Consider the following 24,520-nt stretch of genomic DNA (forward strand, 5'->3'; position numbering starts at 1 on the left):
CCTCTTAGAGGAGGTTGATCGATGTCGCTGCAGAATTATCGCGATACGTTTGTAAGCTGTTTGGCCACGCTCAAGGGCCTGAGCAGCGCCTCGGACGCGTATATACGGTTTCGATGGCAGGCGATTTATCTGACGCGTGATCGATTTTCCTATTTCTTTCGCGGCGACCTGAATGTCGGGAAAACCAGCTTCTTCGGCCAGCAGATGGACATGACCACCGGCGCCACAACTCCAGTTCCGACAAGCTCGATCGCGCTCTACGGAGCAACATTTGGGCTCAACGAGACGATCGCCGTCTATAATGGGCCACAGAAGTCGGTGATCGACGTTGCTCATGCTTTCAACGAGGAAGGCATGGAGGATTGTCAGGCCGAGTTCTTCTACGTCAGGATGAGCCTGATGCACGTGGGAGACGATGGCCGCATGGGCTTCGCCACCGATCCTCGGCTGCGCGAGAACACAAACATCATATTCGTCGGACTGGAGGATCACGCAACAGCCGACGTGCTCGAAACGAGCAGTGTCGGACAGTGGATCGCGACGGATAAGCCCATGGCATCAAGCGAGTGGTACGCAGAGCGATACTACTATCACTGACCGACCAACGTCGGAGCAGAAATAGCCTACTTAATGACGCCGCATGCTAGATTCTCGCCTGCGTCCCCTGCAGGTTGGCTACGATAATCATCGGAATTGGAATGAACGATCAAGGCTCTACCGCGGATGCCGTCGGTCTTGCCGTCGAGGGTGACCATGCTGTCGAACACCTGTGCCCGCAGAACGCCATCCTGGTCAACATACTGATTGGGCATGTCGCCGGTGTGGGGTCCCTTTGCGGACAGCAGACCGTGCTCAGTGTTAGTCGGATTGAAGTGCTTTCCAGCCGACTCGTGATGTCCCGCGGCGTCGCAATTACCGGTCTCGTGGACATGGAATGCGACCCATCTGTTCGAAGGCAATCCAGTCACTTCGACTTCGATCAAGACGCCACCGTTTGCTGCAGCCGTCAGAGTGGCCCGACCGCTTGCCTTTCCATCACCGCCCACGAAGTCCGCAGTGGCCGTTTGCTTATCCTGAGCCAACACGGCTGAAGAGACCGTAATGAACGCCAAAGCGGCAATCGAGAGGACTGTTTTCATTGGAGCTTCCTTCCTTGCATCGTCGTTTCCAACGTGCGAGGTGTGAAGCTGTTCCTGAATTGGCAACAAAGAAAAGCCGGCCTCGAGGGGCCGGCCTTGACGATGCACACGCGACACAATCAGGCGACGGTATCGAGATCGTACTGACCGTAAGTGCTCTTATACACATCGTAAGAGGTGTTTTGCTGAGACTGCTGATAAAAATTGACGCTTCCGCTCTCGCGAGTGCCCATCATGAATGCAAGCACGCCGTCAGACAGCTTGGGTGCAAATTCCTGGATCGTATCTTCTTCGCCCAACTGCTTTAGAATGCCCGGCTTATCATCAGCCGCCCGCTCGCCCCGGCTCAGCACGCCGTCACCATTTGTGTCCAGCCGCGACAGCGTCGCGAGATACGCGTAGGACGTGTCGCTAACCGATGAAACTTGGCTCATACAAACCTCCATTCACCGCCGTTTCGGTGATGTTTGTACGCAATACGAAATGGGGAAAATCAAAGACTAATCAGTCGTTAAACTGATTTGCGCACTGCGTCAATAAGCTGTTAACATGCCATTAACCATGATTGACAAAGTGTGATCTTGACGCATCGGCGACGTGTGGTCCCGGCTCAGATCCCTTGCATCTGCCGGCATTTCGGCTGAAGCAGCCAAATATAGTGCCAGGGATATATTCGTTTGCGTTGCAATAGAATTTTAATGCGACCGGCGGATTATCTTTGCCACGGCGGCACATCGCCGGTTGAGTTTAAGATTGTATAGACGATATTTTTCGATTGTTTCAGAAGGTCCTTTCATGTCTGACGCGCCGCGTCGCAATTGCAGATTAGCAAGCGGTCCACTGGGCTCCGCTCACGTTCCTTTCTCTCCCGACGTGGAGATTGCGCCAAATGGACGCTGAAGCCCTTTTTCGGCAACAGTGCACAACCGCTGTCAATGAGGACGGGTCTGCCAACGCCGAGCGCTTGATGACCCTTGTCGTCGAGACATATCGGCTGCAGACAGGAAAGAAGCGGGCCGCCGAGGATCGTTCTCGACTGCTCGTCAAGGAAAACGGTGAGCTGAAGGGCAGCCTCGTCGCCTCAAAGGAAGATCTCGCGGAGCAAAAGCGCCTCTTCGGGATCGTTCTCGACAACCTGCCTCAGGGCCTGAGTGTCTTCGATTCACAGCAGCGGTTGATCGTCTGTAACATCCGCTTCCGGCAACTCTTCGGGTTCAGCGCCGAGGAGGCCTCTCCTGGGGCTTCGATGGGATCGTTGATCGCAAAGATCCGCGGCACCGAGCGAGTTGAGAAAAAGGCTTCCCGTTTACGGGACGCCACCTCGGAGGGCGGGCAAATCCGTCACCGCGAATGGATGATGGAAGACGGACGTACCTTCCAGAGCGTTATCACGGTGCTGCCTGATGCTAGCAGTATTTCCATCCACGCCGACATTACCGAAGACCGAAAGGCGGCCGACCGCATAACCTATCTCGCTCATCACGATCCGCTGACAGGCCTGCCAAACCGCATCAGCCTACGGGAACGCATCGACGCAGCGCTGGCCGGTCGCGAGCCGGACGAACACATCGCACTCGTGCACCTCAATCTTGATCGCTTCAAATCGATCAACAACACGCTCGGCGTCTCGGCCGGTGACAAGATCCTGCGACAGGTGGCCGAGCGCATCCGCATGTCGGCCGGCGCCGGCAATGTACTGGCGCGCCTTGGCTCCGACGAATTCGCCATTCTCCAATCCGGCCGGCAGCAGCCATGGAATGTCACGGCTCTTGCCGATCAGATCCGGCGGGAACTGTCAGAACCGTTCTTTCGCGGAGACAAGGCCGTCGAACTCAGCGTATCGATGGGTATCGCCATCAGTCCGCAAGACGGAACGGAGACGGATGTCCTGCTGAAGCATGCCGGCGTCGCGCTGTCGCACGCCAAGCGCAGCGGCGGCAACGGCGAGCATTTCTTCACCGCCGAGATGGAAGCGCAAATCGAAACGCGGCATGCACTGGAAGCGGATTTGCGGAAAGCAGTCGAGCGCGAGGAATTCGAGCTTCACTATCAACCGCTCTATGATCTCAGCCAGCAGCGGATCTGCGGTTTCGAGGCGCTCGTGCGATGGAACCACCCGACGCGCGGTCGGGTGCCGCCACTGGAATTCATCCCTCTTGCGGAAGAGGTCGGTCTCGTGGTCGACATCGGACGCTGGGTGCTGCGCCGCGCCTGCCGCGATGCGGTGCACTGGCCGAAAGATATCAAGGTCGCAGTCAACGTATCAGCCATTCAATTCACGAACAGTGATCTGCCGGCCGACGTCGCCGCGGCACTGGCTGAAGCGCAGCTTCCGGCCGGCCGTCTGGAAATTGAGATCACCGAAAGCGTGCTGATGGAAAATCTCGATGAGGCCCTGCCCATCCTGCACATGCTCAAGCGAAGCGGCATTCGCATCGCCATGGACGATTTCGGCACCGGCTATTCGTCGCTCAGCTATCTCCAGCGGTTCCCCTTCGACAAGATCAAGATCGACAAGTCATTCGTCGACGGTATCGTCGAAGGCAAGGAAGCCTTCGCGATCATGCGCGCCATCATCCTTCTCGGCGACGCGCTCGGCATGCGTGTAACTGTGGAGGGAGTAGAAACGGCCGAGCAACTGGCCCTGCTCCAGCGTGAAGCCTGCGATGAGATCCAGGGTTATCACATCAGTCCGCCGCGGCCTGCAGCCGACGTGCCTTACCTGCTGGCCCGGCCGCCGCAGGAGCATGCCAGCGCCCACGCGAGCTAGTGGGCTCGTTGCGACTCGTGGTTCCTGCGTTTATGGAAGGACGCCTTCTTTTCAACGCGGTGATCCCATGTTCCAGGCGAAAGCTTTCGCTCCATTTGAAGACCTCGCCACCCAGCTCGGGCCGCATTCGTCGGAGAGCGATGACGGTTCGCATGACATCGCGCATGTCTTGCGTGTCTTCAAGAACGCCACGCGAATCCAGGCTCTTGAGGGTGGTGATGCAAGGATCCTGGCGGCTGCCGTCCTCCTGCACGACTGTGTTGCCGTGGAGAAGAATTCGCCCATGCGGTCGCAAGCGTCAGCGCTGGCGGCAGAGAAGGCATCGGCCGTACTCGCGGAGCTTGGCTGGGATCGTGACAATATCGCAGCAGTCGCACATGCCATTGTCGCGCACAGCTTCTCCGCAAAAGTCCCGCCAGAAACCCTGGAGGCCAAGATACTGCAGGATGCCGACCGGCTCGATGCGATAGGCATGGTCGGCGCGGGCCGATGCTTCTATATCGGCGGTCGAATGTCGTCGGCGCTCTATGATCCGTTCGATCCGGCCGGCAGCAACCGCGAACTCGACGACAAGAGATATGTGATCGACCACTTCCAGACCAAGCTATTCAAACTGGCGGATGGCTTTCAAACGAAGGCCGGCCGGGCGCTTGCGGCCACGCGTGACCAACGGCTGCGCGACTTCCTTGCAGCGTTCATGGACGAAATCTAGGAGCGTACGATGCATATCACCGAGCTTTTCATCTATCCGCTCAAGAGCGCCCGCGGCATTGCCCTACCATCAACCGAGATCGACGCCTTCGGCCCACCGGGCGATCGGCGCGCGATGATCACCGATCGGGACGGACACTTCGTTACACAGCGCGAGTTGCCCGAGCTTGCCCGCATTGCCCTACATCCCGGGTCTTCGGAGCTGCGCCTCACCATGGGTGGCCAGCAGATGGCGGTGCAAATCCCCAATGCCGCGCGGCGGATGAATGTCTCGATATGGAAGTCCATCGTCAACGCCGCGGTTGCCGATGACGCCGTAAATGACGAACTTTCAACCTGGCTTGGGCGAGAAGTGAAACTGGTGTTTTTCGATCAGGACGCTAGGCGTTCCGCAAGCGCGGAATGGGCTGGCGAAGGCACACCCGTCGCGTTTGCCGATGGCTACCAGATCCTGCTAACGACAACCGGCTCCCTGCGGGCGTTAAATGCCGACCTTGAAAAGCACGGCGAAGGTCGTGTCGGCATGGAGCGGTTTCGGCCGAACATCGTCGTCGACACCGAGGAAGCCTGGCCGGAAGACCGCTGGGCAGCGGTCGAGATCGGCGGCATTCGTTTCGACCTCGTCAAGCCCTGTGCGCGCTGCGTCATGACGACGCAGGACCAATCGACCGGATCGCGCGAGGTTCCCAATCCGATGCTGGCCCTGGGGCGCATTCGGATGTCTGCGGACCGGCGTGTACCTGGCCCGCTCTTCGGCTGGAATGTCACGCCTCGTGGAACCGGTCGAATTGCGGTCGGTGACCCGGTCAGGATCATAGAGGAGAGGCCCGAAGGCTGGTCTTTCAAGATCCGCGAGCGCGCCTAGGTCCGAAGCTGCGCAAGCGTCTCGTCTATTTCCGTCATGACCGCTGGCGATAGCGGGCCTTTGGCCAACGCGCCGGCGTTTTCTTCAACCTGGGCGACGGTGCGGAAGCCCGGGATCGGCAGAGTTCGAGGCGAGCGCGCCCATAGCCAGGCCAAGGCGCCCTGCGTGAGAGTTCGTCCGTCGGACTTCAGCAGCTCGCGAACCGCCTCCAGCCGTGCTGCGAACTCCGGCGCAATGCGCCCATCCTTGAAATAGATCATCCAGTCGAGGCTTGCGCCGCGAACATCCTTATCGCCGACCTTCGTGTCCGCGCGGAATTTTCCGCTGAGTAACCCCATCGCGAGCGGCCCGCGGTTAATCGAGATCAGTCCATGCCGTTCGATCACCGCGATCATATCCGGCACAGGCTCGAAGACGTTCATCGTATGCTGGACGGAAACGAAACCAGGGCGGTCGGCATGTCGCGCGGCACGATCGGGATAGTCCGTGCTCCAGCCGAAGGCGTCGACCTTGCCCTCGCTACGCAGTTTCTCCAGCGTTTCAAAGACATCATCCGACTGCTCCAGCGGAAAGTCGTTCAGATGAAACTGAAGCAGATCGAGGCGATCCCGCTTCAACCTGCGTAGCGATGTTTCGGCCGAGCGACGAATAAACTCCGGATCGGCGAAGGCGCCTGTTGCCTGCTTCGACTGGGGGTCGGTGGCAAAGCCGAACTTGGTCGCGATGACAATGTCGCTGCGATTGCCGAACGCACGCCCGACGATTTCCTCTGAATGCCCCGCCCCGTAGTTCGAGGCGGTATCGAAGAAACGAATGCCGAGCTCGATTGCGCGATGAATGGCGGCGATGGACTCGTCATCATCGACCTCGCCCCACCCCAGTGGCGTATCGCCGGCATAGAACGGTCCGCCGATTGCCCAGCAGCCCATGCCCAATCTGGGTATTTCATAATTGTTCCAGAGATTTATCGCGGTCCTCATATTGGGCTTGGTCAGCATCGTCTACTCCTCCGATCGCTGGGCTGCATGCGATCGAAATAGGCAGGAGCGTGAGGCGCGTAAAGCACCTGCTCTGCACGATATTTTTCACCGATGAAAAACGATCGATCAGGTAGACAGTTCGTGCTGCGTAGCGGCTGCCTTCAGTGCTTTCAGTGCCGCCTGTACGAAGCCCTCCCGCGCAGCCGCCGCCTCCACTCCGCGTGGCTCATAGACATGGCGATGGAGGAAGAAGGCCGTCAGGCGGAACGCGGCGTTGAGGCTGTCGATATCGGCCGCGCGGTTTTCCTCGCTGTTCAGAAATGACGGCAGGAGCAGCATCTTGTCCGCCCAGGGACCACCTGCTGTCCGGCTGACCGCCCTGCCCGACTTCGGCGATACATAGGCAAGGTCGGAACGCGCGCCCGTAGCAGCGCATTCGGTCAGATCGAGGCCGAAACCAAGGTCGTTCAGAACTGCGAGTTCGAAGCGGACGAAAAGCTCACCGGCATCGGCCGGGTTGTGGAGATTGTCAAGGATGACCTCGAGTGCCTCGAAGAGATGCGGATGCGGATCACGCTCCGGCAGCAACCGCAACAGCGCGCCCATCGCCTGCACACCATAGACGGCCGTCGCCGTTTCCATCAGGCGCGCGGCCCGCAACGTCAATGGCTCGATGCGAAACTCGCCAAGGTGTTCATCAAGGCGCGCGCGCCATGTGACCTCGACTTCGTTGCCGGGCTGAAGGACAGGTTGCATCGCCCGCGACCGGCCGGCACGGACCATGCCCAGATGGCGCCCGCGCTCGCGCGTCATCACCTCGGCGATGACGCTCGTCTCGCCGTGGCGCTTGACACCCAAGATGATTGCCCGGTCGTGCCACTGCATCCGAAGCGAACCCTAAACCTTACGACTCGATCCTACCGCAACACTGGTGCTCTGTCATGAAAGGCATTCAGACGCTGGCTGGGAAGAGCTTCTGAAGGAAGTCGCGCATCGCCGATTCGCCAAACGGTTTGACGAGCAGCGGCACATTCTGGAGATCTTCGGGAAAGTCCTTCGTGTCCGAATAGCCGCTCACAAACCCGAACGGGATATGGATGTTGGCCAAATGACGGGCGAAATCGAAGCTCATGACCTCGCCAAGGTTGACGTCCAGCAACGCGAAATCGAAGGTTTCGGTCCTGGTCGCCTCCATTGCCTGGTCGAGGCTGCTGACGATGCCAATTGTTTCTACGCCCACCTGGCGAAGGATATCCTCGGCTTCCATCGCGATGATCAAACTGTCCTCAAGGACCAGAACACGGTTTGCCTTCATACCCAATACGCCCCTCGCTGAGTGTCATCTAAGACGCTCGGCATTGCATTTCCCGGATTTCCACTCTGACGCCCCATGGCTCACTGGCCAATGACCATTTACCGCTTAACTTGCATAGCCGCTTTTTCGTTTCGCGTCGATAAAAAGCAAAGCAGGAAGAAAGATGACGCGGAGGAACATAGCTCCACATCGCGTGGTGTGCATTTAAATAAAACACATCGGCGACACGTATCATATGAATGGACGGACTTTCTCTCCAAGCCCCTCCCAGCCGGCAGCAGCCATCAGCCCGTCTCCATCTATCACCTCGCAGGTGCGCTCCTGCCAGCAGATGAGATCACGATTAGCAAGCTTTTTCAATGTCTTGTTGGTATGGACAATCGAAAGCCCCAACGTATCTGCCACGTGCTGTTGCGTGATCGGGATCGACGCCTCACCGTTGAACAGCTTCAGCCGTTTCCCGCGTTCAAACAAAAAGGCGATGAGGTAGGCGGCTCGTTCGAGCGCCGTCCGACGGCCAATGCTCAATAGGTGTTCGTCAAGGATGCGTTCCTCTTGGGCAGCAATCCAGGTGATGTCGAAGGCCAGGGACGCATGCTTGTTATAGAGGGTCATCAGCTTGTCGCGCTCGAAGACGCAAAGAGACACCGGCGACAATGCTTCGACGGAATGCTGCATTTCCCCCATGATCGTTCCCTGAAGACCGATCAGATCACCCGGCATTACATAGTTCAGGATTTGCCGGCGTCCGTCCTCCAGTGTCTTGTAGCGGAAGCCCCAGCCGGAGAGAACGGTGAACAGGTGAGCACTATGTGCGCCCTCGACGAGGATCGTGGCACCGGCATCCACGGCCAGCTCGCCTCTCTTGAACTTCGAGACGAATTCAAGCTCTTCGCTGCTGAACTCCCTGAACGTCGCGATAGCACGCAACGGACAGCGCTCGCACGGCGTTTTGAACGAGTAAGTGGGGCGCCGGGTCGCCATACAGGTCCTCGTGCTCAACGGAACGGCGCCGCCGGGATTGGCGCTTCACATAACAACACGCGAACCCCGAGGGCTGTTCCACGCAGAGGCAATTTTTACCATAGAAACAACGCTGCAGAAGCTGTCGCTCTACTTCGGGAAATCCAGCCCCATTTCACGGAAGCGCTCGGGGTCATCGCCCCAGTTTTCGCGAACCTTCACGAATAGAAAAAGATGGACCGGCTGCTCGAGGATTTCGGAAAGTTCCCGACGTGATGCCGAGGAGATTGCCTTGATCGTTTCGCCGCCCTTGCCGAGCGCGATCTTCTTCTGGCTGTCGCGTTCGACGTAGATCACCTGCTCGATCCGCACCGAGCCGTCCTTGCGCTCCTCCCACTTCTCCGTCTCGACATGCGACGAATAGGGAAGCTCCTGATGCAGGCGAAGGAACAGCTTCTCACGGGTAATCTCCGCCGCAAGCTGGCGCATCGGAAGATCGGAAATCTGGTCTTCGGGATAGTACCAAGGTCCCTCGGGCAGCGCCTTTGCCAGATAGTCCATGACGTCATCACAACCGGAGCCATTCTCGGCCGAGATCATGAAGGTATGGGTGAAGGCAATCTTCTCGTTGGCCGCCGCCGCAAGCGCCAGCAGATCTTCGCGCTTGACCCGATCGATCTTGTTCAAGACAAGAATCTTCGGCTGATGCACCTCCTTGAGGCCCTCAAGAATGGCTTCCGCATCACCGCGCAGACCGCGTTCGCTGTCGATCAGCAACATGATCAGGTCGGCATCCTTTGCGCCGCCCCAAGCAGATGTCACCATCGCGCGGTCGAGCCGCCGACGCGGCTTGAAGATACCAGGCGTATCCATGAACACGACCTGCGCATTGTCGTGGATCGCGATGCCGCGCACGATGGCACGCGTCGTCTGCACCTTATGGCTGACGATGGAGACCTTGGCGCCGACCAGGCGATTGACCAGCGTCGATTTGCCGGCGTTGGTCGGCCCGATCAGCGCGACGAAGCCCGACCGTGTCGCGCCCGCGGTTTCAGCGGCGTCATCCGCCATATCGTGTTCTTCCGTCATTTATCCCGTCAGTTTCCGGCAGAGGGCTTCTGCCAAATGCCTTCGCGTTCCAGCATTCGTGTGGCTGCGACCTGCTCTGCAGCCCGCTTTGAGCGTTCGATGCCCGTCTCGGGCTGAACACCTGTGACCTCCACCGTCACGGTGAAGCGCGGATCATGATCCGGTCCGGTGCGTTCTTCAACCCGATAGATCGGCGTGATGCCGAATTTGGCGTGCGACCATTCCTGCAACTCGGTCTTTGCGTCGCGCCGAGCGCCGTCGGCGCGTGCTGCCCGCTTTTCCCAGAACTTCAAAATGAAACGTCGGGCGACCTCCAGGCCGCCGTCGAGGTAGATCGCCGCGATGAGGCTTTCGACCACGTCGGCGCGCACGTTCATCATGCGCTTGCCGGTCAGCTTCTTCACGTCGGCGCCAGTGCGAATGAACAGGTGCAGGCCGAGCTCGTCGGCAACCTCCGCGCAGGTATCGGCACTGACGAGCTGATTGAGGCGTACCGAAAGTTCGCCCTCAGTCGCCGCGCCAAACGTGCGGAAGAGCAGTTCGGCGACGCAGAGGCCAAGCACACGGTCGCCAAGAAACTCCAGACGCTCGTAGTTCCCGCCCTTCTGCGTGCGGGCGCTCGCATGAGTCAAAGCCCGATCGAGCCGCTCTTTCTCGGCGAACTGGTGACCGATCAGGGCCTCAAGCCTTGTTCGATCCGCCGCCGAGAGCGTCTGCGCCTTACTCATTCAACGCCCTTGAAGAGACGATCCCAACGCATGTTCGTTGGCCACTTCCAGATCTCGCGGAATGAAGTGTCGTTGCCGAGCGAGAAGAAGATGACGCTGGCGCGACCGACCAGGTTCTCCGCCGGCACGAAGCCAACATCGAAGCGGCTGTCGAGCGAATTGTCGCGATTATCGCCCATCATGAAGTAGTGACCTTCAGGAACGATGAACTCGCGCGTGTTGTCGCCGCGCGAAACCGGGGACTGATCCAGCGTATCGTAGCTAACACCATTATCCAGCGTCTCGCGGAACACGGGCACGTCCTGGCCCGGATCCTGGGCGTAGTCGGAATTGAACGTGCCATCCGGTACCTTCGGAACCGGCTTGCCGTTCACGTAGAGCACACCTTCCGTGACCTGAATGTGATCGCCGGGAAGACCGACCAGACGCTTGATGTAATCGACGTCCGGGTTCGGCGGGAAACGGAAGACAACGATGTCGCCGCGCTTCGGCTCGCTCGCGAAGATGCGGCCGCTGAAGAGGTTCGGCGAGAAGGGCAGCGAGTACTTCGAATAGCCGTAGGCGAACTTGTTGACGAAGATGTAATCGCCGACAAGCAGAGTCGGCATCATGGAGCCGGACGGAATCGTGAACGGCTGAAAAAATACCGTTCGGATAACCATTGCCAAAATCAGCGCCTGGGCGATGACCTTGATGTTTTCCCACAGGGCGTTCGGCTTGGTTTCGACTTTTTCGGACACGCAGTCTTATTCCTTCAATGCACCCCAAGGGCACAACTCTTGTTTGCTTCTCTCTAGCGGCTTCGGCCGATTGCGGCAATGGCGCCAACATTAAAAGCGACTCTACGTCGCTGATCAGGCATTTTCGGGCAAGGCTTCAATGATGACGAAAGCCTGCGCCAAGGGATAATCATCCGTTATCGTCAAATGAATGGCAGCCTTGTGGCCCGCCGGCAGCAGCGATTGCAACATCTCGGCTGCCCCGCCCGTCAGCTTCATCGTCGGCTTGCCACTTGGCAGGTTCACGACGCCGAGATCCTTCCAGAACACCCCTTGCGCCATGCCCGTTCCAAGAGCCTTGGAGCAAGCTTCCTTGGCGGCAAAGCGCTTGGCATAGGAGGCCGCGCGATTGGCACGCCGATCGGACTTTGCCCGCTCGATCTCGGTGAAGCAGCGACTGGTAAAACGCTCGCCGAAGCGTTCGAGGGATTTCTCGACGCGCCTGATGTCGATGAGATCGCTGCCGATACCGATAATCATACGGTTTCCTGCGCTGGATGTGACAGCCGTACACGGGCACGCATCATCAGGCGTTCGCGGCGGCGCGCCTGGAAGCCCCTCACGGTGTAGAAGGTCGCGAAGTAGACAATAGCGGAAGTCAAAAGTGCCGGTGGGATGGAGCCAACCAGCATCGGCTCGAGAACGGGTCGCCAGAGCTCGCTGAAATGCAGCTCATGGAACAGGGCGCCGAGATCGATCGAGTGCCCCTGCATCGTATCCTGACGAGCAAGCAGCAGGTGACCGATCTCCCAGGTCGCCCCCCAGATGAACGGATAGGTCAGCGGATTGCCGAAAGCCGCGCAGCCAAGCGCAGCGGCGACCATGTTGCCGGAGAAGAGATAACTGAGCACGAAGGCCATGACGAAATGAACGCCAATAAAGGGCGTCCAGGACACAAAGATCCCTGCGGCGACACCCATGGCAACGGCGTGCGGCGACGCCGTCAAGCGCAGAACACGCATCGTGAGATAGCGGAACGGCCGCAAGAATCCCTTGCGAGGCCATAACAACTCACGCAGCTTTTCACGGAATCCAGCAGGTTTTCGACGTCGGAACAACATGGCGCGTATGTAGTGCAACCCGCACCAGGCTGACAAGAGCGTCAAACCATCTCAGTCATTATTTGATCACTGCAGACTGAGCACTCACCAGGGGCGCGACATGCAATACGCCCCTTCCATTCTTCAAGTATAGACCCGATATTAACGGGCGCGGAAAAGACCGCGGTCAACCTGACGCTGACGATATTCAAGATCGATACGGTCAAACGAACCGTTCAGGTAAGCCATTTCGCGCTCTTCAGCAGTCGGTGCGCGCAGTGCGCGGGCGATCTTCTTGATCGGTGTAAACATTTCTTTGCCTCATCTTCTGTTCATTTCCTGATGACTGGAAGATAGGCGCTCGCAGCAGCAATTACCAACGCTCTAAGGTCGGCGCAGCCATGCGCCATGCGCATAACTCGCCTTATATCAGCGCGACTTTGGTCACGAAACGATCATAAAATGTGCAGACAGCCCACCAACCGGCTTCGCCGGCCTATTCGTAAAGTCGGCGAACCGTCGCGACGCACTCCAGATCCTTCAGCTGGGAAAGCAGCTGATTCAGTTGCCGAAGGTCCCAAACCTCAACATCGAGCGTCATCTCGGTGAAGTCGGTTGCGACGCGCACTGTGTTGAACACCCGAATATTGACGTCGACGCCAGCAACGGTCTGGGCGAGCTTAGCCAAGGTGCCGGGTTCGTTCAACGCGTTGACCATGATCCGCGCCACGAAGCGCGACTTGTTAGCCTCATCAAGATCCCAGCGAACATCGATCCAACGGTCCGGCTGATCATCGAAACGCTGCAGCGTCGGCGACTGGATCGGATAGATCGTGATACCGTTGCCCTTCTCCGTCGTATTCATGATCCCAACGATGCGGTCACCGGGTACGGCGCCCGTCGGCGCAAACTGCACATCGACATTGCTCGAAATGCCACGGATCGGCATGGTATCCATATCGATGTCGGCTTTGAGGTCCGCGACCGCGCCATCGACACCCGACTTCGCCTTGCCCGGTATCTTGAAGATCATGCCCGAGGCACTGCGAACATTGAACCAACCGTCGTCACCGCTCGGCTTGGCCGTCACGCGTTCTTCCAGATGGTCCGGATAAACGGCGCGCAACACGTCGAGCGACGACATCTCGCCACGACCGACAGCGGCGATGGCGTCTTCGACATCCTTCTGCCCAAGCCGATGGAGCGCGGGCTTCATCGCTTCGCGCGAGAAGATCTTGCCGGCCCGCTCGAAGGTGCGCTCCAGAATGCGATGGCCGAGGCCGGCATACTGCTTGCGGATGGCCAATCGGGTGGCGCGGCGGATCGCGGCCCTCGCCTTGCCCGTTACCACAATCTCTTCCCAGGCTGCAGGTGGCACCTGCACGCCGGAGCGAATGATCTCGACCTCATCGCCATTTGCCAGCCGGGTCACGAGCGGCATGATACGACCGTTGATCTTGGCGCCGACCGTCGTGTCGCCGATATTGGTGTGAACCGCATAGGCAAAGTCAATCGGGGTCGCGCCTCGCGGAAGCGCGATCAGCTTGCCCTTGGGCGTGAAGCAGAAGACCTGATCTTGGAACAACTCGAGCTTTGTATGCTCCAGGAACTCCTCCGGGCTGTCTCCTTCGGCAAGCGCCTCGATCGTGTGTCGCAGCCATGAATAGGCGTTGGACTCACGCGACAGGATATCGTTGTCAGAGGTCGAAGCGGCATCCTTGTAGAGCGTGTGGGCGGCGATACCGAACTCCGCGATCTCGTGCATGCGCCGGGTACGGATCTGCAGCTCGATGCGCTGGCTGGACGGGCCGACGATCGTCGTGTGCAGCGAACGGTAGTCATTCTGCTTCGGCGTCGAGATATAGTCCTTGAAGCGCCCAGGAACCACGCGCCAGCGGGTGTGAACGATACCGAGAGCCCGGTAGCAAGCCGGAATATCATCGACGATGATGCGGAAACCGTAGACGTCCGAAAGCTGTTCGAAGGACAGCGACTTCGACTGCATCTTGCGGAACACGGAGTAAGGCTTCTTTTGACGCCCCTTGACGATGGCGCCGGTCAGTCCGTTTGCTTCGAGCAGATCGCCCAGTTCGGTCTCGATCTTCTTGACCAGACCTTCGTTGCGCTTGGAGAGTTCCTCAAGCCGCCCAGTGACCGTCTCGTAGGCTTCCGGGTTGATGTGGCGGAACGAGAGGTCTTCCAGTTCCTCGCGCATATCCTGCATACCCATGCGCCCGGCGAGCGGTGCGTAGATATCCATTGTCTCCTCGGAAATGCGCGCACGCTTTTCCGGTGACATGTGATCCAGCGTGCGCATGTTGTGCAGTCGGTCTGCAAGCTTTACGAGCAGCACGCGCACGTCGTCGGAGATGGCGAGGAGCAGCTTGCGAAGGTTTTCGGCCTGCTTGGCCTTCTTGGTGACGAGATCGAGCTTCTTGATCTTCGTCAGACCTTCGACCAACCGACCGATGTCTTCTCCGAACAGCTCGTCGATCTCGGCGCGCGTCGCCGTCGTATCCTCAATGGTGTCGTGCAGCAGGGCGACGGCGATCGTCGACTCGTCGAGATGCATGTCGGTAAGAATGGCGGCGACTTCCAGCGGATGCGAGATGTAGGGATCGCCGCTGGCACGTTTCTGTTGTCCATGCTTTTGCATTGCATAGACATAGGCTTTATTCAGCAGGGCTTCGTTGGCATCGGGCTTATATTTCTGAACCCGCTCCACGAGCTCGTACTGCCGCATCATCCCGAAACCACTCCATTAAAAAAGAAAAGCGCGCCAATCACGGATTGGCGCACATAATATGCAATAATATGCCGAAGCAATAACGGCGCAAGCTTGACGATTAGTAATCGTCGCTCTTTTCCGGCGGCACAAGGCCTTCGATGCCAGCCAGAAGCTCTTCTTCCGACATCTGGTCGAAGGTGATCGTTTCGGGAAGATCCTCCTGCTCTTCGCTATCGGCGGCAGCGACGCCGCCGGCTGCGATGAGGCTCGCCGCATCGGGCTCGGGCTCGTCGACTTCGACATGCTTCTGCAGCGAGTGGATCAGATCTTCCTTGAGGTCGTCCGGAGACAGCGTCTCATCGGCAATCTCGCGAAGCGCCACAACCGGGTTCTTATCGTTGTCACGATCGATGGTGATCGAGGCGCCCTGGGAAATCAGCCGGGCACGGTGGCTGGCAAGCAGAACCAACTCGAAGCGGTTCTCAACTTTATCAATGCAGTCTTCTACGGTGACACGGGCCATTGCCTGTCCTTTGCGGTCGTGATCTCGGGATTAACACGCCCGATACAATTAAAACCGGACAAATTCAAGTTTTCATTGTGCGAAGCCCCAACGGGCGACGGCGGCGAATTTTGAAACCGAAAGCGGGTTTCCACCAAAAGTTGCTTGGAATATCGCGAATCGTGCCCTAAATCTCTCTTATATGAATAGTTCATAAAGTAAGAATTGTTCCAAGCGGCCGCATAACCCATTGTTTCTTTGGATTTTGACGGAAGCACCACGATTGCTCACATTGGATTGGTACGCGATGTTTGATCCACGCGAAAAAATTGCTCTTTTTATCGATGGCGCCAATCTCTACGCTGCGTCCAAAAGCCTTGGTTTCGATATCGACTACCGCAAGCTGTTGAAGGCATTTCAGAAACGCGGCTATCTCTTGCGCGCCTACTACTATACAGCGCTAATCGAAGATCAGGAGTATTCCTCCATTCGTCCGCTGATCGATTGGCTGGACTACAACGGCTATAAGGTCGTCACCAAGCCGGCGAAGGAATTCACGGATTCGATGGGCCGCCGAAAGATCAAGGGCAACATGGACATCGAGCTTGCGATCGACGCGATGGAGCAATCGGAGACCGTCGACCATCTCGTCATCTTCTCCGGCGATGGGGACTTCACGACACTCGTCGAGGCGCTGCAGCGCAAGGGCCGAAAGGTCTCCGTCATATCGACGATGGCAACACAACCGCCGATGATTGCCGACGACCTGCGCCGACAGGCCGATCACTTCATCGATCTTCTGTCCCTGAAGAGCGAAATCGGGCGCGATCCCTCGGAGCGGCCGCCGCGGCCCACCGAAACCGCCGCGCCAACCGATCTGGAAGCTTAGACCGATCAATGGAGTGCCATTATGTCCGGGCAGAAATGCCGCCGGGATGTTGGCTAGCCGTTATCCTTCAGAAGACGGCTCTTCTGTCGGTTCCAATCGCGCTCCTTCTCCGACTCGCGCTTGTCGTGGAGCTTCTTGCCCTTGGCAAGCGCCAGTTCCATCTTTGCGCGGCCGCGATCGTTGAAATAGATCTTCAACGGGACCAAGGTCATGCCTTCACGGTTGATCCCTGCCCGTAGGCGATTGATCTCGCGGCTGGAAAGGAGGAGTTTGCGGCGCCGACGCGGCTCGTGATTGAAGCGGTTTGCCTGCAGATACTCCGGCAAGTAGGAGTTGATCAGCCAGATCTCGCCGTCCTCGTCCGAGGCATAGGATTCCGCGATATTGGCCTTACCCTCGCGCAGCGACTTGACCTCGGTGCCCTTGAGCACGAGGCCGGCTTCGTAGGTATCGATGATCTCATAGTTGAAGCGCGCCTTGCGGTTCTCCGCAACGATCTTCTTGACCACGCGTTCGCTGCCTTTGGGGGCCATGACACATTCCAAATGCTTGAGGGCGCGATTGTCGCGCCCTTATCTCGTACCTTGTATGTAAGGGAACATCGCCCGGCTGTGAAGGCAGTTCGAGCGGCTGCCTTAGTTCAGCAAGCCGGCATGGCGCATGGCGGCATCGATCGCCGCTTCCGTGGCAGGCTCTAGCGTCGATACCAGCGGCGAACGCACGTTGCGGCTCATCCGCCCCAGCTTTGCCAAGCCATACTTTGCTCCGCAGAGGCCGGGCTCCAGAAAGATTGCTTTGTGCAGCGGCATCAGGCGATCCTGATATTCCAACGCCTTCGCGTAGTCACCGGCAAGCGTCGCTGCCTGGAACTCCGCGCAAAGGCGCGGCGCCACGTTGGCCGTCACCGAGATGCAGCCGACACCGCCATGGGCGTTGAACCCGAGTGCCGTCGCATCTTCGCCCGACAGCTGCCTGAATTCCTTGCCACAGGTGAGACGCTGTTCAGACACGCGCTCAATCTTTCCGGTCGCATCCTTGACGCCAGCGATATTGGAGTGTGCCTTGGCAAGCGCCCCCATGGTCTCCGGTGTCATGTCGATCACCGAACGGCCCGGGATATTGTAGATATAGATTGGCAGCTTTACAGCATCGGCGATCGCCGAAAAATGCGCGATCAACCCCTTCTGTGTCGGCTTGTTGTAGTAGGGTGTGACGACAAGGATGGCATCCGCGCCTGCCTTCTCTGCATGCTGAGCAAGTTCGATCGCTTCACGCGTGTTGTTCGAACCAGCGCCGGCCATCACGGGCACGCGCTTGGCTGCGGCTTCGATACAGAGTTCCACCACCCGTTTGTGCTCGGCATGCGACAGCGTGGGAGATTCGCCGGTCGTGCCGACCGGAACGAGACCACTGCTGCCTTCCTTGATCTGCCAGTCGACGTGGCTCGCGAACGAGGCCTCATCCACCTGGCCAGCATCAGTGAAGGGAGTGACGAGAGCGGGAATGGATCCCTGGAACATGCAGAACTCCTCATGGCCGAATTCACGCTTCGGCCGCATTCCTTGAATATTGGTGGGGCACCATAGTGCGGTGAAATCGCCGCGACAAGCGCGCATGGATTGGTTTAGGGCAAAATTCCGATAGCAAATGTGAACGAAGTTTACTGACTTCAGTAAGCTTTCGTTAAGATGGCTCCCGTCAAATGGTTGGGCGTGTTTTCGTTGTGAGTGTCCCATGAAGAAAGCAGTCCTGATCCTGTCCGCCCTCGGCTTTGCCGCCGCCGCGTGGAGCAGCGTCGCGTCTTCGCTTCCGAACGAGGACGCCCCCGTTCCCGACGTAAAGCCGATCGGTTTTGTCCCGCAAACATCGGCGCCGGAATCGATCGTCACCGGTTCGATTCCGCGCAGCCAGGCAATCACACCCGTCAACAGCGATTTGAAGTCAGGGTTGGATGCGCTTTCGGACAATGATCCACTGCAGGCCCTTTCCATTCGCGACCGCATGGGACGTGGGACGCTTGACCGCCATATTCTGACCTGGGCGATAGCGGTCTCCGGACAAAAAGGCATTCCCTCTACAGAGATTGCTGCCGCCGCACAGGAATTACAGGGGTGGCCGGGGCTTGCGAAATTGCGCGCTTATTCCGAACGCGCCCTCTACGACGAAAACCCTGGCCCCAGCTCTATTCTGGCCGCCTTTGGGCAGACAGCACCGGAGACGACTTCGGGTGCGATGATCCTTTCACGTGCACTCGTTGCAACAGGCAAGCAGAGCCAGGCGGCTAGGTATATTCGCAAGGTCTGGCGCGGTGAAACGCTAGACAAGCCGACCGAAGATAAGATTCTGGCGGAGTTTTCCGGCTTGCTGACGCCCGCCGATCATAAGGCGCGAATGGACTACCTGATGTATCGCAACCGTGCGGCGCAGGCCAAGCGTTTTGGCGACATGGGTCAGGCTCAATCGCTCTACAAGGCCTGGGCGGCCGTCATGAACAAGGCGCCCAACGCCGGCGCGCTTCTTGCCGCTGTCGACGGCCAGTGGAAAGGCGATGCCGGTTATCTCTTCGCACGTATCGAATACCTGCGAAAACAGGACAAGTATGCGGAGGCCGCCAAGCTGCTGCAGAAGGCGCCTCGCAATCGCGATGAACTGGTCAATGCAGGCGAGTGGTGGAACGAGCAACGAATCGTCAGCCGCGGCCTCGTCGACCAGGGGGAATTCAAGGCCGCCTATGGGATCGTTGCCAACTATGCAGCAACGACACCGACCGACATCGTCGAGGCGGAGTTCCATGCGGGTTGGTACGCGCTGCGCGGCCTGCAGGACCCCGCGGCCGCACAGGTGCATTTTCGCAAGATCCTCAACTTTTCCAATGGACCGATTTCCGTATCGCGCGCCTGGTACTGGATAGGACGGTCCGCCGAGGCCGGCGGACCTGGCAAGGCTTCCGAGTTCTACGCCAAGGCCGCTAGCTATCCGACGACCTTTTATGGGCAACTCGCCAGCGACAAGCTCGGCCGCAAGACACTGAATGTGACCTACCCATCGCCCAGCCAGGCCGACCGGCAACACTATCTCGCACGCGAAGCGGTACAGGCCATCGCCCGCCTTGATGCGGCCGGCCACGGCTGGCGGGCGCAGAGCCTGTATCTGGCGCTCGCAGAGCAACTGCAGAGCCCCGGCGAACTTGCGGTTTTGAGCGCGCAGGCGGAGCGCTCCGGCGACCACCATCTGTCGCTGCAGGTCGGCAAGATTGCCTATTCGCGCGGCGTCGATGTCGCAGCACTGGCCTTCCCTCTCGGCGTCATTCCGACCAATGCCAACATTTCCGGTTCCGGCAAGGCGCTCGCTTACGCGATCGCCCGTCAGGAGAGCGCTTTCAATCCGGCCGCTGTTTCGGCCGCGGATGCGCGCGGACTGCTGCAAATATTGCCGGGAACGGCCAGGGCCGTCGCCAAGCGCCACAACATCGCGTATTCCAAGGATCGGCTGACGGCCGACGCCGGCTACAATGCGACACTCGGGGCACATTATCTCGGCGAGCAGATCGATGCCTTTGGCGGATCCTATATTATGACCTTCATCGCCTACAATGCCGGTCCCAAGCGGGTACCCGAATGGATCGGCCGCTACGGCGACCCACGCGGCCAATCGATCGACACCATCGTCGACTGGATCGAGCGGATACCCTTCCCCGAGACGCGCAACTATGTGCAGCGGGTGATGGAGAACTATGAAGTCTACAAGGCGCGGCTCGGCCAGCCGAGCGACATCGTCCGCGACCTGATCGGCGGTCGCTCCTCCTAGTCGCGATTTGCGAATATTGCCGGCCTCGCTAAGCTGTACCCGCTACAGGCTGGAGGACGATGAGCGTGGATACGGCAAGAGACGATGGCTTCCGGGCAATAACCTACCGGAGCGATGATGGACTGACGCTCCATGCGCGAGACTATGGCGGCCCCGAGATCGCGGAACGCCTGCCGATTATCTGTCTGCCCGGATTGACGCGAAACTCGCGCGATTTTCACCAACTGGCGCTGTTACTGTCGACTGATCCAGCAACACCGAGACGCGTCATCACGCTCGACTATCGCGGACGGGGCCACTCCGACCGGGATGTCGACAAGGCGAACTACAATCTCCGCGTCGAAAGCCAGGATGTCGTATCGGCCTGCCAGCATTTCGGCATCGATCGCGCCATCTTCATCGGCACCTCGCGGGGCGGACTGATTCTTCATCTTCTGGCTGAGATGAGGCCGGATCTGATTGCCGCGGTCATTCTCAACGACATCGGGCCGAAGATCGAGCCAAGCGGACTCAAGCGCATTCGTGACTATCTCAATTCCGCCGCGCCGCCGCGCGACTGGCCGGAAGCCGTCGCGTTCCTCAAGGCCTGCCATAGGCGGTATTTCCCCGCCCTTCAAGAGCATGACTGGCAGGAGATGGCCGCGGCGATCTATCGCGACGCCGATGGCATGCCCGTCGCCGATTTCGATCCCGCCATTGCCGCTCAGTTGCAGATGATTGATTTCGACCAGCCGCTATCGGATCTCTGGCTGTACTACGATCAATTGGCTGCAAAGCCACTAATGGTCATCAAGGGGGAATATTCGGATCTTCTCTCGGACGACACGCTCGCCGAGATGAACGCTCGACATCCATCGCTTGCGATCCTGGAGGCGCCTGGCCAGGGGCACGCGCCGCTGCTTCATTTGGATCCAATCTTCAGGCATATCCGGCGCTTCGTTGCAGAAGCATAGAGGCGACGCAACCAAGGAGTTCGCTCCTGCAACGTCCCACAGACAGAAAAAGCCCGGCTCGAAAGCCGGGCTCTCCTGATTGACCGAAGTCAAACCAGATTAGAATGCACGCTGCAGGCGGAAGTAGCCAGTCGTGACGTCGTCGATGTTGTCGCCGTCTAGATAGTTGACAGTGGCCTTGGCGTAGAAGTTGTCGGTGATCTGGTAATCAACCGTCAGACCGACCTTCCAAGCGTCGTCGTTGCCGAAGCCGGTTACGTCAACATTGTTGGCAGCATTCAGGCCGTAGTTGCCGTACCACTGAGCACCGGGGGTGATCTTCAGCTTGTCGGTAGCCTGGATAGCGTATTCAGCAGCGATTGCCCATTCAGCAGCGTTGTAGTATGCGCCTGGATCGCTGGCGTAAACAGCTGCGAGGCCGAGAGTGCCAGGACCGATGGCAACCGTGCCCATGGCGCGGACAGCAGCGGCTTCGTTGTCGAAGTCATAGCCAGCCGTAACCTGGTAGGAGAAGGCACCAGCCTTGCCACCGATACCGATAGCAACACCTTCGTTGTTCGGCACTTCGTCGCCGTAGTACGGGCTGTCTTCCAGCTCGTCAACGGAGATACCTGCGTAGAAGTCGCCGCTTTCGTACTGATAACGGATCGAGTTATGCAGCGTGACCGGGCTACCGATATCATCGGTTTCGCCAGACAGGCCATCGTCCCACCAGCTGTAGAACAGACCAGCGCGGAAGCCAGCGATGTCGAGGTAAGCCGAATCAAGGATTGTGCTCTGATCCGAAGCATTGTCAGCATTTGCCTGCAGAACGATCACGCCGGTGAGCGGGCCGTATTCGGTGTCGCTCTTAGCCGTGAACTGAACCTGACCACGAGTGAACGCATCCCAGTCAGACGTGCCGCCCTGATTGCCGCTTGCGCCCTTGTTGACCTGATCGGGACCAACGTCGACCTGGAAGCGGATGTAACCTTCGATCTTCAGGCAGGTTTCCGTGCCCGGGATGTAGAAGTAACCGGTGCCGTAAGCGTCGCAGACGCGGACGTATTCAACCGGTTCCGGCTCAGCAGCAACGATAGCGTCAGCAGCCTGAGCACCGGAAACTACTGCGAGAGCAGCAGCGGAGCCGAGAAGAAGGCTCTTGATGTTCATATTGACCTCCAATTCAAAGTTTCGATCGGGTCTGGGTTTTTCGCCGTTAGAGCAGCGTTCCCTGCCCCATCCCCATGTTTCAAGAAGTCGGACGATCAACCGCCCTCGCTTCCGAAGTTGAAAATACAAGACCGGGACTGTCACGCAATCACCAACTTGCCCGTTTGGGGTATTTGCGACAGCCTTCCGCATGCGCTGTTGCTGAAAGGTCACAAATGCGGCATGCGCCCCTCTCGTTTCTTTATACTTTATTAAGAAACCCCTGATTCTGCGGGAGTTTACCGGCGCTGAGCGGCGGCACGCGGCTGTGGATTGTGCCACATTGGAACCAGTTTCTCGCCGGATTCGCGTCTTTTGTGGAAGATGCGGATGATAAGGAGTTGGCGCCCGCCGCGCGCTGCACCTTCAATCGGAGCAGAATCAGTTTTGCTGACTAAGGATGATTCTCAGTTCGATTCTGCTGACGCGAGATTCGGCGCGCCGAGCGCGGCGGTGGTAGCCGTCGTGCAAAAAGGATAGCGCTCTATGAGGACGATCAATGTTAAAACTGAATGTGCGATGTGCCCGACCTGAGAGATAGGTGACGTTTCGTACCGGAGACATGGGTAACACTTTTCGCTTTTGCGGGAGGTGTTGATGCCGTGGAAAGAGACTTCGGTGATGGAGGAACGTCTACGATTTGTCGCCCGACTGCTGGAGGGCGAAGGCATGAGCGATGTGTGCCGAGTTCGGCATCTCGCGCAAGACCGGCTACAAAATCTTCAATCGCTACAAGGACGACGGCCTGGAGGCGCTGACGGATCGGTCTCGACGGCCGGTGCGTTACGCCAACCAGTTGCCCGAGCCGGTGAAGGCAATGATTGTGCGGCTCAAGAAGGAGAAGCCGCATTGGGGTGCCAGGAAGATCAGAGAGCTTTTGGTGAAGCGTCTGGCCGGCGATGTGCGCGTGCCGTCGAAGAGCACGGTGCATGCCGTTCTTGACCGGCACGGGCTGGTCGCTCATGCCCGCCAGCGACAGCGTTATCGGGGAGAGGGAACGGCCTTATCACAGGCCCTTTCGCCGAACGATCTGTGGTGTGCCGACTTCAAGGGCGAGTTCAAGCTCGGTGACGGCCGATACCGTTACCCGCTGACGGTCACCGACCAGGTGTCACGCTACCTGCTTGCCTGCGAGGCCTTCGAATCGACAAAGGAGGTGGGTGTGTTCGAGGCGTTCCGCCGAGTGTTTGCCGAACATGGCCTGCCAAGCGCGATCCGCAGTGACAACGGCCTGCCGTTCGCCAGCCCCAACGGACTCTACAATCTGTCAAAACTGTCGGTGTGGTGGCTCAGGCTCGGCATCACGCTCGAGCGCATCAGGCCGGGCCATCCGCAAGAGAATGGCCGGCATGAGCGCATGCACCTGACCCTGAAAAAGGAGGCGACGCGTCCACCCGGCAGAAACATCCTGCAGCAACAGGCCCGTTTCGATGCGTTCGTCAGCGAATTCAATACCGAACGACCACACGAGGCGCTTGATATGAGAACACCCGCAGACATCTACACATGGGGTAATCGCGGGAGCGAGTCGCCCCTGATGGCCAGAAGTGGTCACGCTCTTGAAGAGCAGGTGGTTGTTCCCCGATAGGATGGAAGTACGGGCTCACGACTGGACGCCGGGCCCAAGCATCGAACGGAGAACAACCATGAGCGAATATATCGGTCTCGACGTGTCGTTGAAAGAGACGGCGATTTCTGTGCGGCGTGACGGCAAGAGGATCTGGCGTGGCAAATGCCCGTCTGATCCGAGCCTGCTTGCAGAAGTGCTCCGCAAACGAGCGCCGACGGCAAAGCGGGTGGTATTCGAGACCGGTCCTTTGTCGGTGTGGTTCTATCACGCCTTGAGCGCTGAAGGGCTTCCGGCGATCTGCATCGACGCCCGGCACGCCAAGGCGGCGCTCGACATGGCACCGAACAAAACCGACGCCAACGATGCCGATGGCTTGGCCCATCTGGCCGAGGTCGGCTTCTACCGCGAGGTGCGCGTGAAGGGCTATGACAGCATGCTGATCCGTACGCTGGTGGCCGCGCGGACCAAGCTGGTCAGGATCACGACCGAGCTCTCCAACCA

The 24,520-nt window shown here is 58.7% G+C and carries 25 protein-coding genes and 1 pseudogene; 9 read left to right on the plus strand and 17 right to left on the minus strand.

Features of this window, described 5'->3' with window-relative positions; all coding sequences use genetic code 11:
* Window positions 1-21 precede the first annotated feature (21 nt).
* Entirely contained in the window at window positions 22-597 is a 576-nt protein-coding gene (locus FHT71_RS23900; RefSeq protein WP_132591741.1) for a hypothetical protein, read from the plus strand.
* 26 nt (window positions 598-623) lie between these two features.
* Here FHT71_RS23900 and FHT71_RS23905 read toward each other — a convergent pair whose 3' ends face one another.
* Both FHT71_RS23905 and FHT71_RS23910 read right to left on the minus strand, forming a co-directional pair.
* Complete coding sequence (locus FHT71_RS23905; RefSeq protein WP_132591739.1) at window positions 624-1,139, minus strand: superoxide dismutase family protein; 516 nt, start codon at window positions 1,137-1,139, stop codon at window positions 624-626.
* 119 nt (window positions 1,140-1,258) lie between these two features.
* Window positions 1,259-1,573, minus strand: coding sequence for a hypothetical protein (locus FHT71_RS23910; RefSeq protein ID WP_007790483.1), 315 nt, complete (start codon window positions 1,571-1,573; stop codon window positions 1,259-1,261).
* A gap of 455 nt (window positions 1,574-2,028) precedes the next feature.
* Here FHT71_RS23910 and FHT71_RS23915 point away from each other — a divergent pair, with 455 nt between their 5' ends.
* The 3 genes from FHT71_RS23915 to FHT71_RS23925 all read left to right on the plus strand — a co-directional run bounded on the left by FHT71_RS23915 (window position 2,029) and on the right by FHT71_RS23925 (window position 5,485).
* The gene (locus FHT71_RS23915; protein ID WP_183722313.1) at window positions 2,029-3,909 is read left to right on the plus strand and encodes an EAL domain-containing protein; all 1,881 of its coding nucleotides are present in this window, start codon (window positions 2,029-2,031) and stop codon (window positions 3,907-3,909) included.
* Between the two features lie 67 nt (window positions 3,910-3,976).
* On the plus strand, window positions 3,977-4,621 hold the full coding sequence (locus tag FHT71_RS23920) for an HD domain-containing protein (RefSeq protein WP_183722315.1): 645 nt from the start codon (window positions 3,977-3,979) through the stop codon (window positions 4,619-4,621).
* Window positions 4,622-4,630: 9 nt separating this feature from the next.
* Window positions 4,631-5,485 carry an MOSC domain-containing protein gene (locus tag FHT71_RS23925; RefSeq protein ID WP_132591733.1) on the plus strand — a complete coding sequence of 285 codons (855 nt, stop codon included), beginning with the start codon at window positions 4,631-4,633 and terminating at the stop codon, window positions 5,483-5,485.
* Here the strand turns inward: FHT71_RS23925 and FHT71_RS23930 are convergent.
* The 12 genes from FHT71_RS23930 to rpoZ all read right to left on the minus strand — a co-directional run bounded on the left by FHT71_RS23930 (window position 5,482) and on the right by rpoZ (window position 15,630).
* The gene (locus FHT71_RS23930) at window positions 5,482-6,483 is read right to left on the minus strand and encodes an aldo/keto reductase (protein ID WP_132591731.1); all 1,002 of its coding nucleotides are present in this window, start codon (window positions 6,481-6,483) and stop codon (window positions 5,482-5,484) included. The genes FHT71_RS23925 and FHT71_RS23930 overlap by 4 nt on opposite strands.
* 108 nt (window positions 6,484-6,591) lie before the next feature.
* Window positions 6,592-7,350, minus strand: a complete 759-nt coding sequence (gene recO, locus FHT71_RS23935; RefSeq protein WP_132591729.1) for a DNA repair protein RecO — start codon at window positions 7,348-7,350, stop codon at window positions 6,592-6,594.
* 67 nt (window positions 7,351-7,417) lie between these two features.
* Window positions 7,418-7,780 carry a response regulator gene (locus tag FHT71_RS23940; protein ID WP_007790496.1) on the minus strand — a complete coding sequence of 121 codons (363 nt, stop codon included), beginning with the start codon at window positions 7,778-7,780 and terminating at the stop codon, window positions 7,418-7,420.
* A gap of 231 nt (window positions 7,781-8,011) precedes the next feature.
* Window positions 8,012-8,764: a Crp/Fnr family transcriptional regulator gene (locus tag FHT71_RS23945; protein WP_132591725.1), complete on the minus strand. Its 753-nt coding sequence runs from the start codon at window positions 8,762-8,764 to the stop codon at window positions 8,012-8,014.
* Between the two features lie 129 nt (window positions 8,765-8,893).
* Entirely contained in the window at window positions 8,894-9,832 is a 939-nt protein-coding gene (gene era, locus FHT71_RS23950; protein WP_132591723.1) for a GTPase Era, read from the minus strand.
* An 8-nt stretch (window positions 9,833-9,840) separates the two neighbouring features.
* On the minus strand, window positions 9,841-10,560 hold the full coding sequence (gene rnc, locus FHT71_RS23955; protein WP_007790504.1) for a ribonuclease III: 720 nt from the start codon (window positions 10,558-10,560) through the stop codon (window positions 9,841-9,843).
* The gene (gene lepB, locus FHT71_RS23960; protein ID WP_007790507.1) at window positions 10,557-11,300 is read right to left on the minus strand and encodes a signal peptidase I; all 744 of its coding nucleotides are present in this window, start codon (window positions 11,298-11,300) and stop codon (window positions 10,557-10,559) included. Before lepB ends, rnc begins: the two co-directional genes overlap by 4 nt.
* Before the next feature lie 114 nt (window positions 11,301-11,414).
* Entirely contained in the window at window positions 11,415-11,819 is a 405-nt protein-coding gene (acpS, locus tag FHT71_RS23965; RefSeq protein ID WP_132591721.1) for a holo-ACP synthase, read from the minus strand.
* Entirely contained in the window at window positions 11,816-12,400 is a 585-nt protein-coding gene (locus FHT71_RS23970; RefSeq protein WP_183722341.1) for a DUF2062 domain-containing protein, read from the minus strand. Before FHT71_RS23970 ends, acpS begins: the two co-directional genes overlap by 4 nt.
* Before the next feature lie 141 nt (window positions 12,401-12,541).
* Window positions 12,542-12,691, minus strand: coding sequence for a DUF3563 family protein (locus FHT71_RS23975; protein WP_007790517.1), 150 nt, complete (start codon window positions 12,689-12,691; stop codon window positions 12,542-12,544).
* 184 nt (window positions 12,692-12,875) lie between these two features.
* The gene (locus tag FHT71_RS23980; RefSeq protein WP_183722318.1) at window positions 12,876-15,125 is read right to left on the minus strand and encodes a bifunctional (p)ppGpp synthetase/guanosine-3',5'-bis(diphosphate) 3'-pyrophosphohydrolase; all 2,250 of its coding nucleotides are present in this window, start codon (window positions 15,123-15,125) and stop codon (window positions 12,876-12,878) included.
* A gap of 100 nt (window positions 15,126-15,225) precedes the next feature.
* On the minus strand, window positions 15,226-15,630 hold the full coding sequence (gene rpoZ, locus FHT71_RS23985) for a DNA-directed RNA polymerase subunit omega (protein ID WP_007790522.1): 405 nt from the start codon (window positions 15,628-15,630) through the stop codon (window positions 15,226-15,228).
* Between the two features lie 286 nt (window positions 15,631-15,916).
* On the opposite strand from rpoZ, the gene FHT71_RS23990 reads away from it, so the two are divergent.
* Window positions 15,917-16,498, plus strand: a complete 582-nt coding sequence (locus FHT71_RS23990; protein WP_007790525.1) for an NYN domain-containing protein — start codon at window positions 15,917-15,919, stop codon at window positions 16,496-16,498.
* A 53-nt stretch (window positions 16,499-16,551) separates the two neighbouring features.
* On the opposite strand, the gene smpB is transcribed toward FHT71_RS23990, so the two are convergent.
* Together smpB and dapA are read right to left on the minus strand one after the other, a co-directional pair.
* On the minus strand, window positions 16,552-17,031 hold the full coding sequence (gene smpB / locus FHT71_RS23995; protein ID WP_007790527.1) for an SsrA-binding protein SmpB: 480 nt from the start codon (window positions 17,029-17,031) through the stop codon (window positions 16,552-16,554).
* Between the two features lie 102 nt (window positions 17,032-17,133).
* Window positions 17,134-18,018, minus strand: coding sequence for a 4-hydroxy-tetrahydrodipicolinate synthase (gene dapA, locus FHT71_RS24000; protein ID WP_007790531.1), 885 nt, complete (start codon window positions 18,016-18,018; stop codon window positions 17,134-17,136).
* Window positions 18,019-18,232: 214 nt separating this feature from the next.
* Here dapA and FHT71_RS24005 point away from each other — a divergent pair, with 214 nt between their 5' ends.
* Together FHT71_RS24005 and FHT71_RS24010 are read left to right on the plus strand one after the other, a co-directional pair.
* Window positions 18,233-20,305 carry a lytic transglycosylase domain-containing protein gene (locus tag FHT71_RS24005; RefSeq protein WP_183722322.1) on the plus strand — a complete coding sequence of 691 codons (2,073 nt, stop codon included), beginning with the start codon at window positions 18,233-18,235 and terminating at the stop codon, window positions 20,303-20,305.
* Window positions 20,306-20,364: 59 nt separating this feature from the next.
* Window positions 20,365-21,258, plus strand: coding sequence for an alpha/beta hydrolase (locus FHT71_RS24010; protein WP_183722325.1), 894 nt, complete (start codon window positions 20,365-20,367; stop codon window positions 21,256-21,258).
* A 99-nt stretch (window positions 21,259-21,357) separates the two neighbouring features.
* On the opposite strand, the gene FHT71_RS24015 is transcribed toward FHT71_RS24010, so the two are convergent.
* Window positions 21,358-22,410: a porin gene (locus tag FHT71_RS24015; RefSeq protein WP_183722328.1), complete on the minus strand. Its 1,053-nt coding sequence runs from the start codon at window positions 22,408-22,410 to the stop codon at window positions 21,358-21,360.
* Between the two features lie 636 nt (window positions 22,411-23,046).
* Here FHT71_RS24015 and FHT71_RS24020 point away from each other — a divergent pair.
* Window positions 23,047-23,953, plus strand: a pseudogene (locus FHT71_RS24020) (IS481 family transposase); the annotation flags it as partial.
* 142 nt (window positions 23,954-24,095) lie between these two features.
* A partial coding sequence (locus tag FHT71_RS24025; protein ID WP_183722334.1) for a transposase occupies window positions 24,096-24,520 on the plus strand: 425 nt, incomplete at its 3' end.

It is taken from the genome of Rhizobium sp. BK060 (assembly GCF_014193145.1).
Lineage (GTDB): Bacteria > Pseudomonadota > Alphaproteobacteria > Rhizobiales > Rhizobiaceae > Rhizobium.

What these genes read in the sequence shown, in the direction of transcription:
- FHT71_RS23905 (WP_132591739.1), bottom strand. Translation starts at nt 1,139, where the DNA reads ATGAAAACAGTCCTCTCGATTGCCGCTTTGGCGTTCATTACGGTCTCT.
- FHT71_RS24005 (WP_183722322.1), top strand. Translation starts at nt 18,233, where the DNA reads ATGAAGAAAGCAGTCCTGATCCTGTCCGCCCTCGGCTTTGCCGCCGCC.
- FHT71_RS23970 (WP_183722341.1), bottom strand. Translation starts at nt 12,400, where the DNA reads ATGTTGTTCCGACGTCGAAAACCTGCTGGATTCCGTGAAAAGCTGCGT.
- rpoZ (WP_007790522.1), bottom strand. Translation starts at nt 15,630, where the DNA reads ATGGCCCGTGTCACCGTAGAAGACTGCATTGATAAAGTTGAGAACCGC.
- FHT71_RS23910 (WP_007790483.1), bottom strand. Translation starts at nt 1,573, where the DNA reads ATGAGCCAAGTTTCATCGGTTAGCGACACGTCCTACGCGTATCTCGCG.
- rnc (WP_007790504.1), bottom strand. Translation starts at nt 10,560, where the DNA reads ATGAGTAAGGCGCAGACGCTCTCGGCGGCGGATCGAACAAGGCTTGAG.
- FHT71_RS23920 (WP_183722315.1), top strand. Translation starts at nt 3,977, where the DNA reads ATGTTCCAGGCGAAAGCTTTCGCTCCATTTGAAGACCTCGCCACCCAG.
- FHT71_RS23930 (WP_132591731.1), bottom strand. Translation starts at nt 6,483, where the DNA reads ATGCTGACCAAGCCCAATATGAGGACCGCGATAAATCTCTGGAACAAT.
- acpS (WP_132591721.1), bottom strand. Translation starts at nt 11,819, where the DNA reads ATGATTATCGGTATCGGCAGCGATCTCATCGACATCAGGCGCGTCGAG.
- FHT71_RS23900 (WP_132591741.1), top strand. Translation starts at nt 22, where the DNA reads ATGTCGCTGCAGAATTATCGCGATACGTTTGTAAGCTGTTTGGCCACG.
- FHT71_RS23940 (WP_007790496.1), bottom strand. Translation starts at nt 7,780, where the DNA reads ATGAAGGCAAACCGTGTTCTGGTCCTTGAGGACAGTTTGATCATCGCG.
- FHT71_RS23925 (WP_132591733.1), top strand. Translation starts at nt 4,631, where the DNA reads ATGCATATCACCGAGCTTTTCATCTATCCGCTCAAGAGCGCCCGCGGC.
- FHT71_RS23915 (WP_183722313.1), top strand. Translation starts at nt 2,029, where the DNA reads ATGGACGCTGAAGCCCTTTTTCGGCAACAGTGCACAACCGCTGTCAAT.
- FHT71_RS24015 (WP_183722328.1), bottom strand. Translation starts at nt 22,410, where the DNA reads ATGAACATCAAGAGCCTTCTTCTCGGCTCCGCTGCTGCTCTCGCAGTA.
- era (WP_132591723.1), bottom strand. Translation starts at nt 9,832, where the DNA reads ATGACGGAAGAACACGATATGGCGGATGACGCCGCTGAAACCGCGGGC.
- FHT71_RS24010 (WP_183722325.1), top strand. Translation starts at nt 20,365, where the DNA reads ATGAGCGTGGATACGGCAAGAGACGATGGCTTCCGGGCAATAACCTAC.
- FHT71_RS23945 (WP_132591725.1), bottom strand. Translation starts at nt 8,764, where the DNA reads ATGGCGACCCGGCGCCCCACTTACTCGTTCAAAACGCCGTGCGAGCGC.
- recO (WP_132591729.1), bottom strand. Translation starts at nt 7,350, where the DNA reads ATGCAGTGGCACGACCGGGCAATCATCTTGGGTGTCAAGCGCCACGGC.
- FHT71_RS23975 (WP_007790517.1), bottom strand. Translation starts at nt 12,691, where the DNA reads ATGTTTACACCGATCAAGAAGATCGCCCGCGCACTGCGCGCACCGACT.
- smpB (WP_007790527.1), bottom strand. Translation starts at nt 17,031, where the DNA reads ATGGCCCCCAAAGGCAGCGAACGCGTGGTCAAGAAGATCGTTGCGGAG.
- dapA (WP_007790531.1), bottom strand. Translation starts at nt 18,018, where the DNA reads ATGTTCCAGGGATCCATTCCCGCTCTCGTCACTCCCTTCACTGATGCT.
- FHT71_RS23990 (WP_007790525.1), top strand. Translation starts at nt 15,917, where the DNA reads ATGTTTGATCCACGCGAAAAAATTGCTCTTTTTATCGATGGCGCCAAT.
- FHT71_RS23980 (WP_183722318.1), bottom strand. Translation starts at nt 15,125, where the DNA reads ATGATGCGGCAGTACGAGCTCGTGGAGCGGGTTCAGAAATATAAGCCC.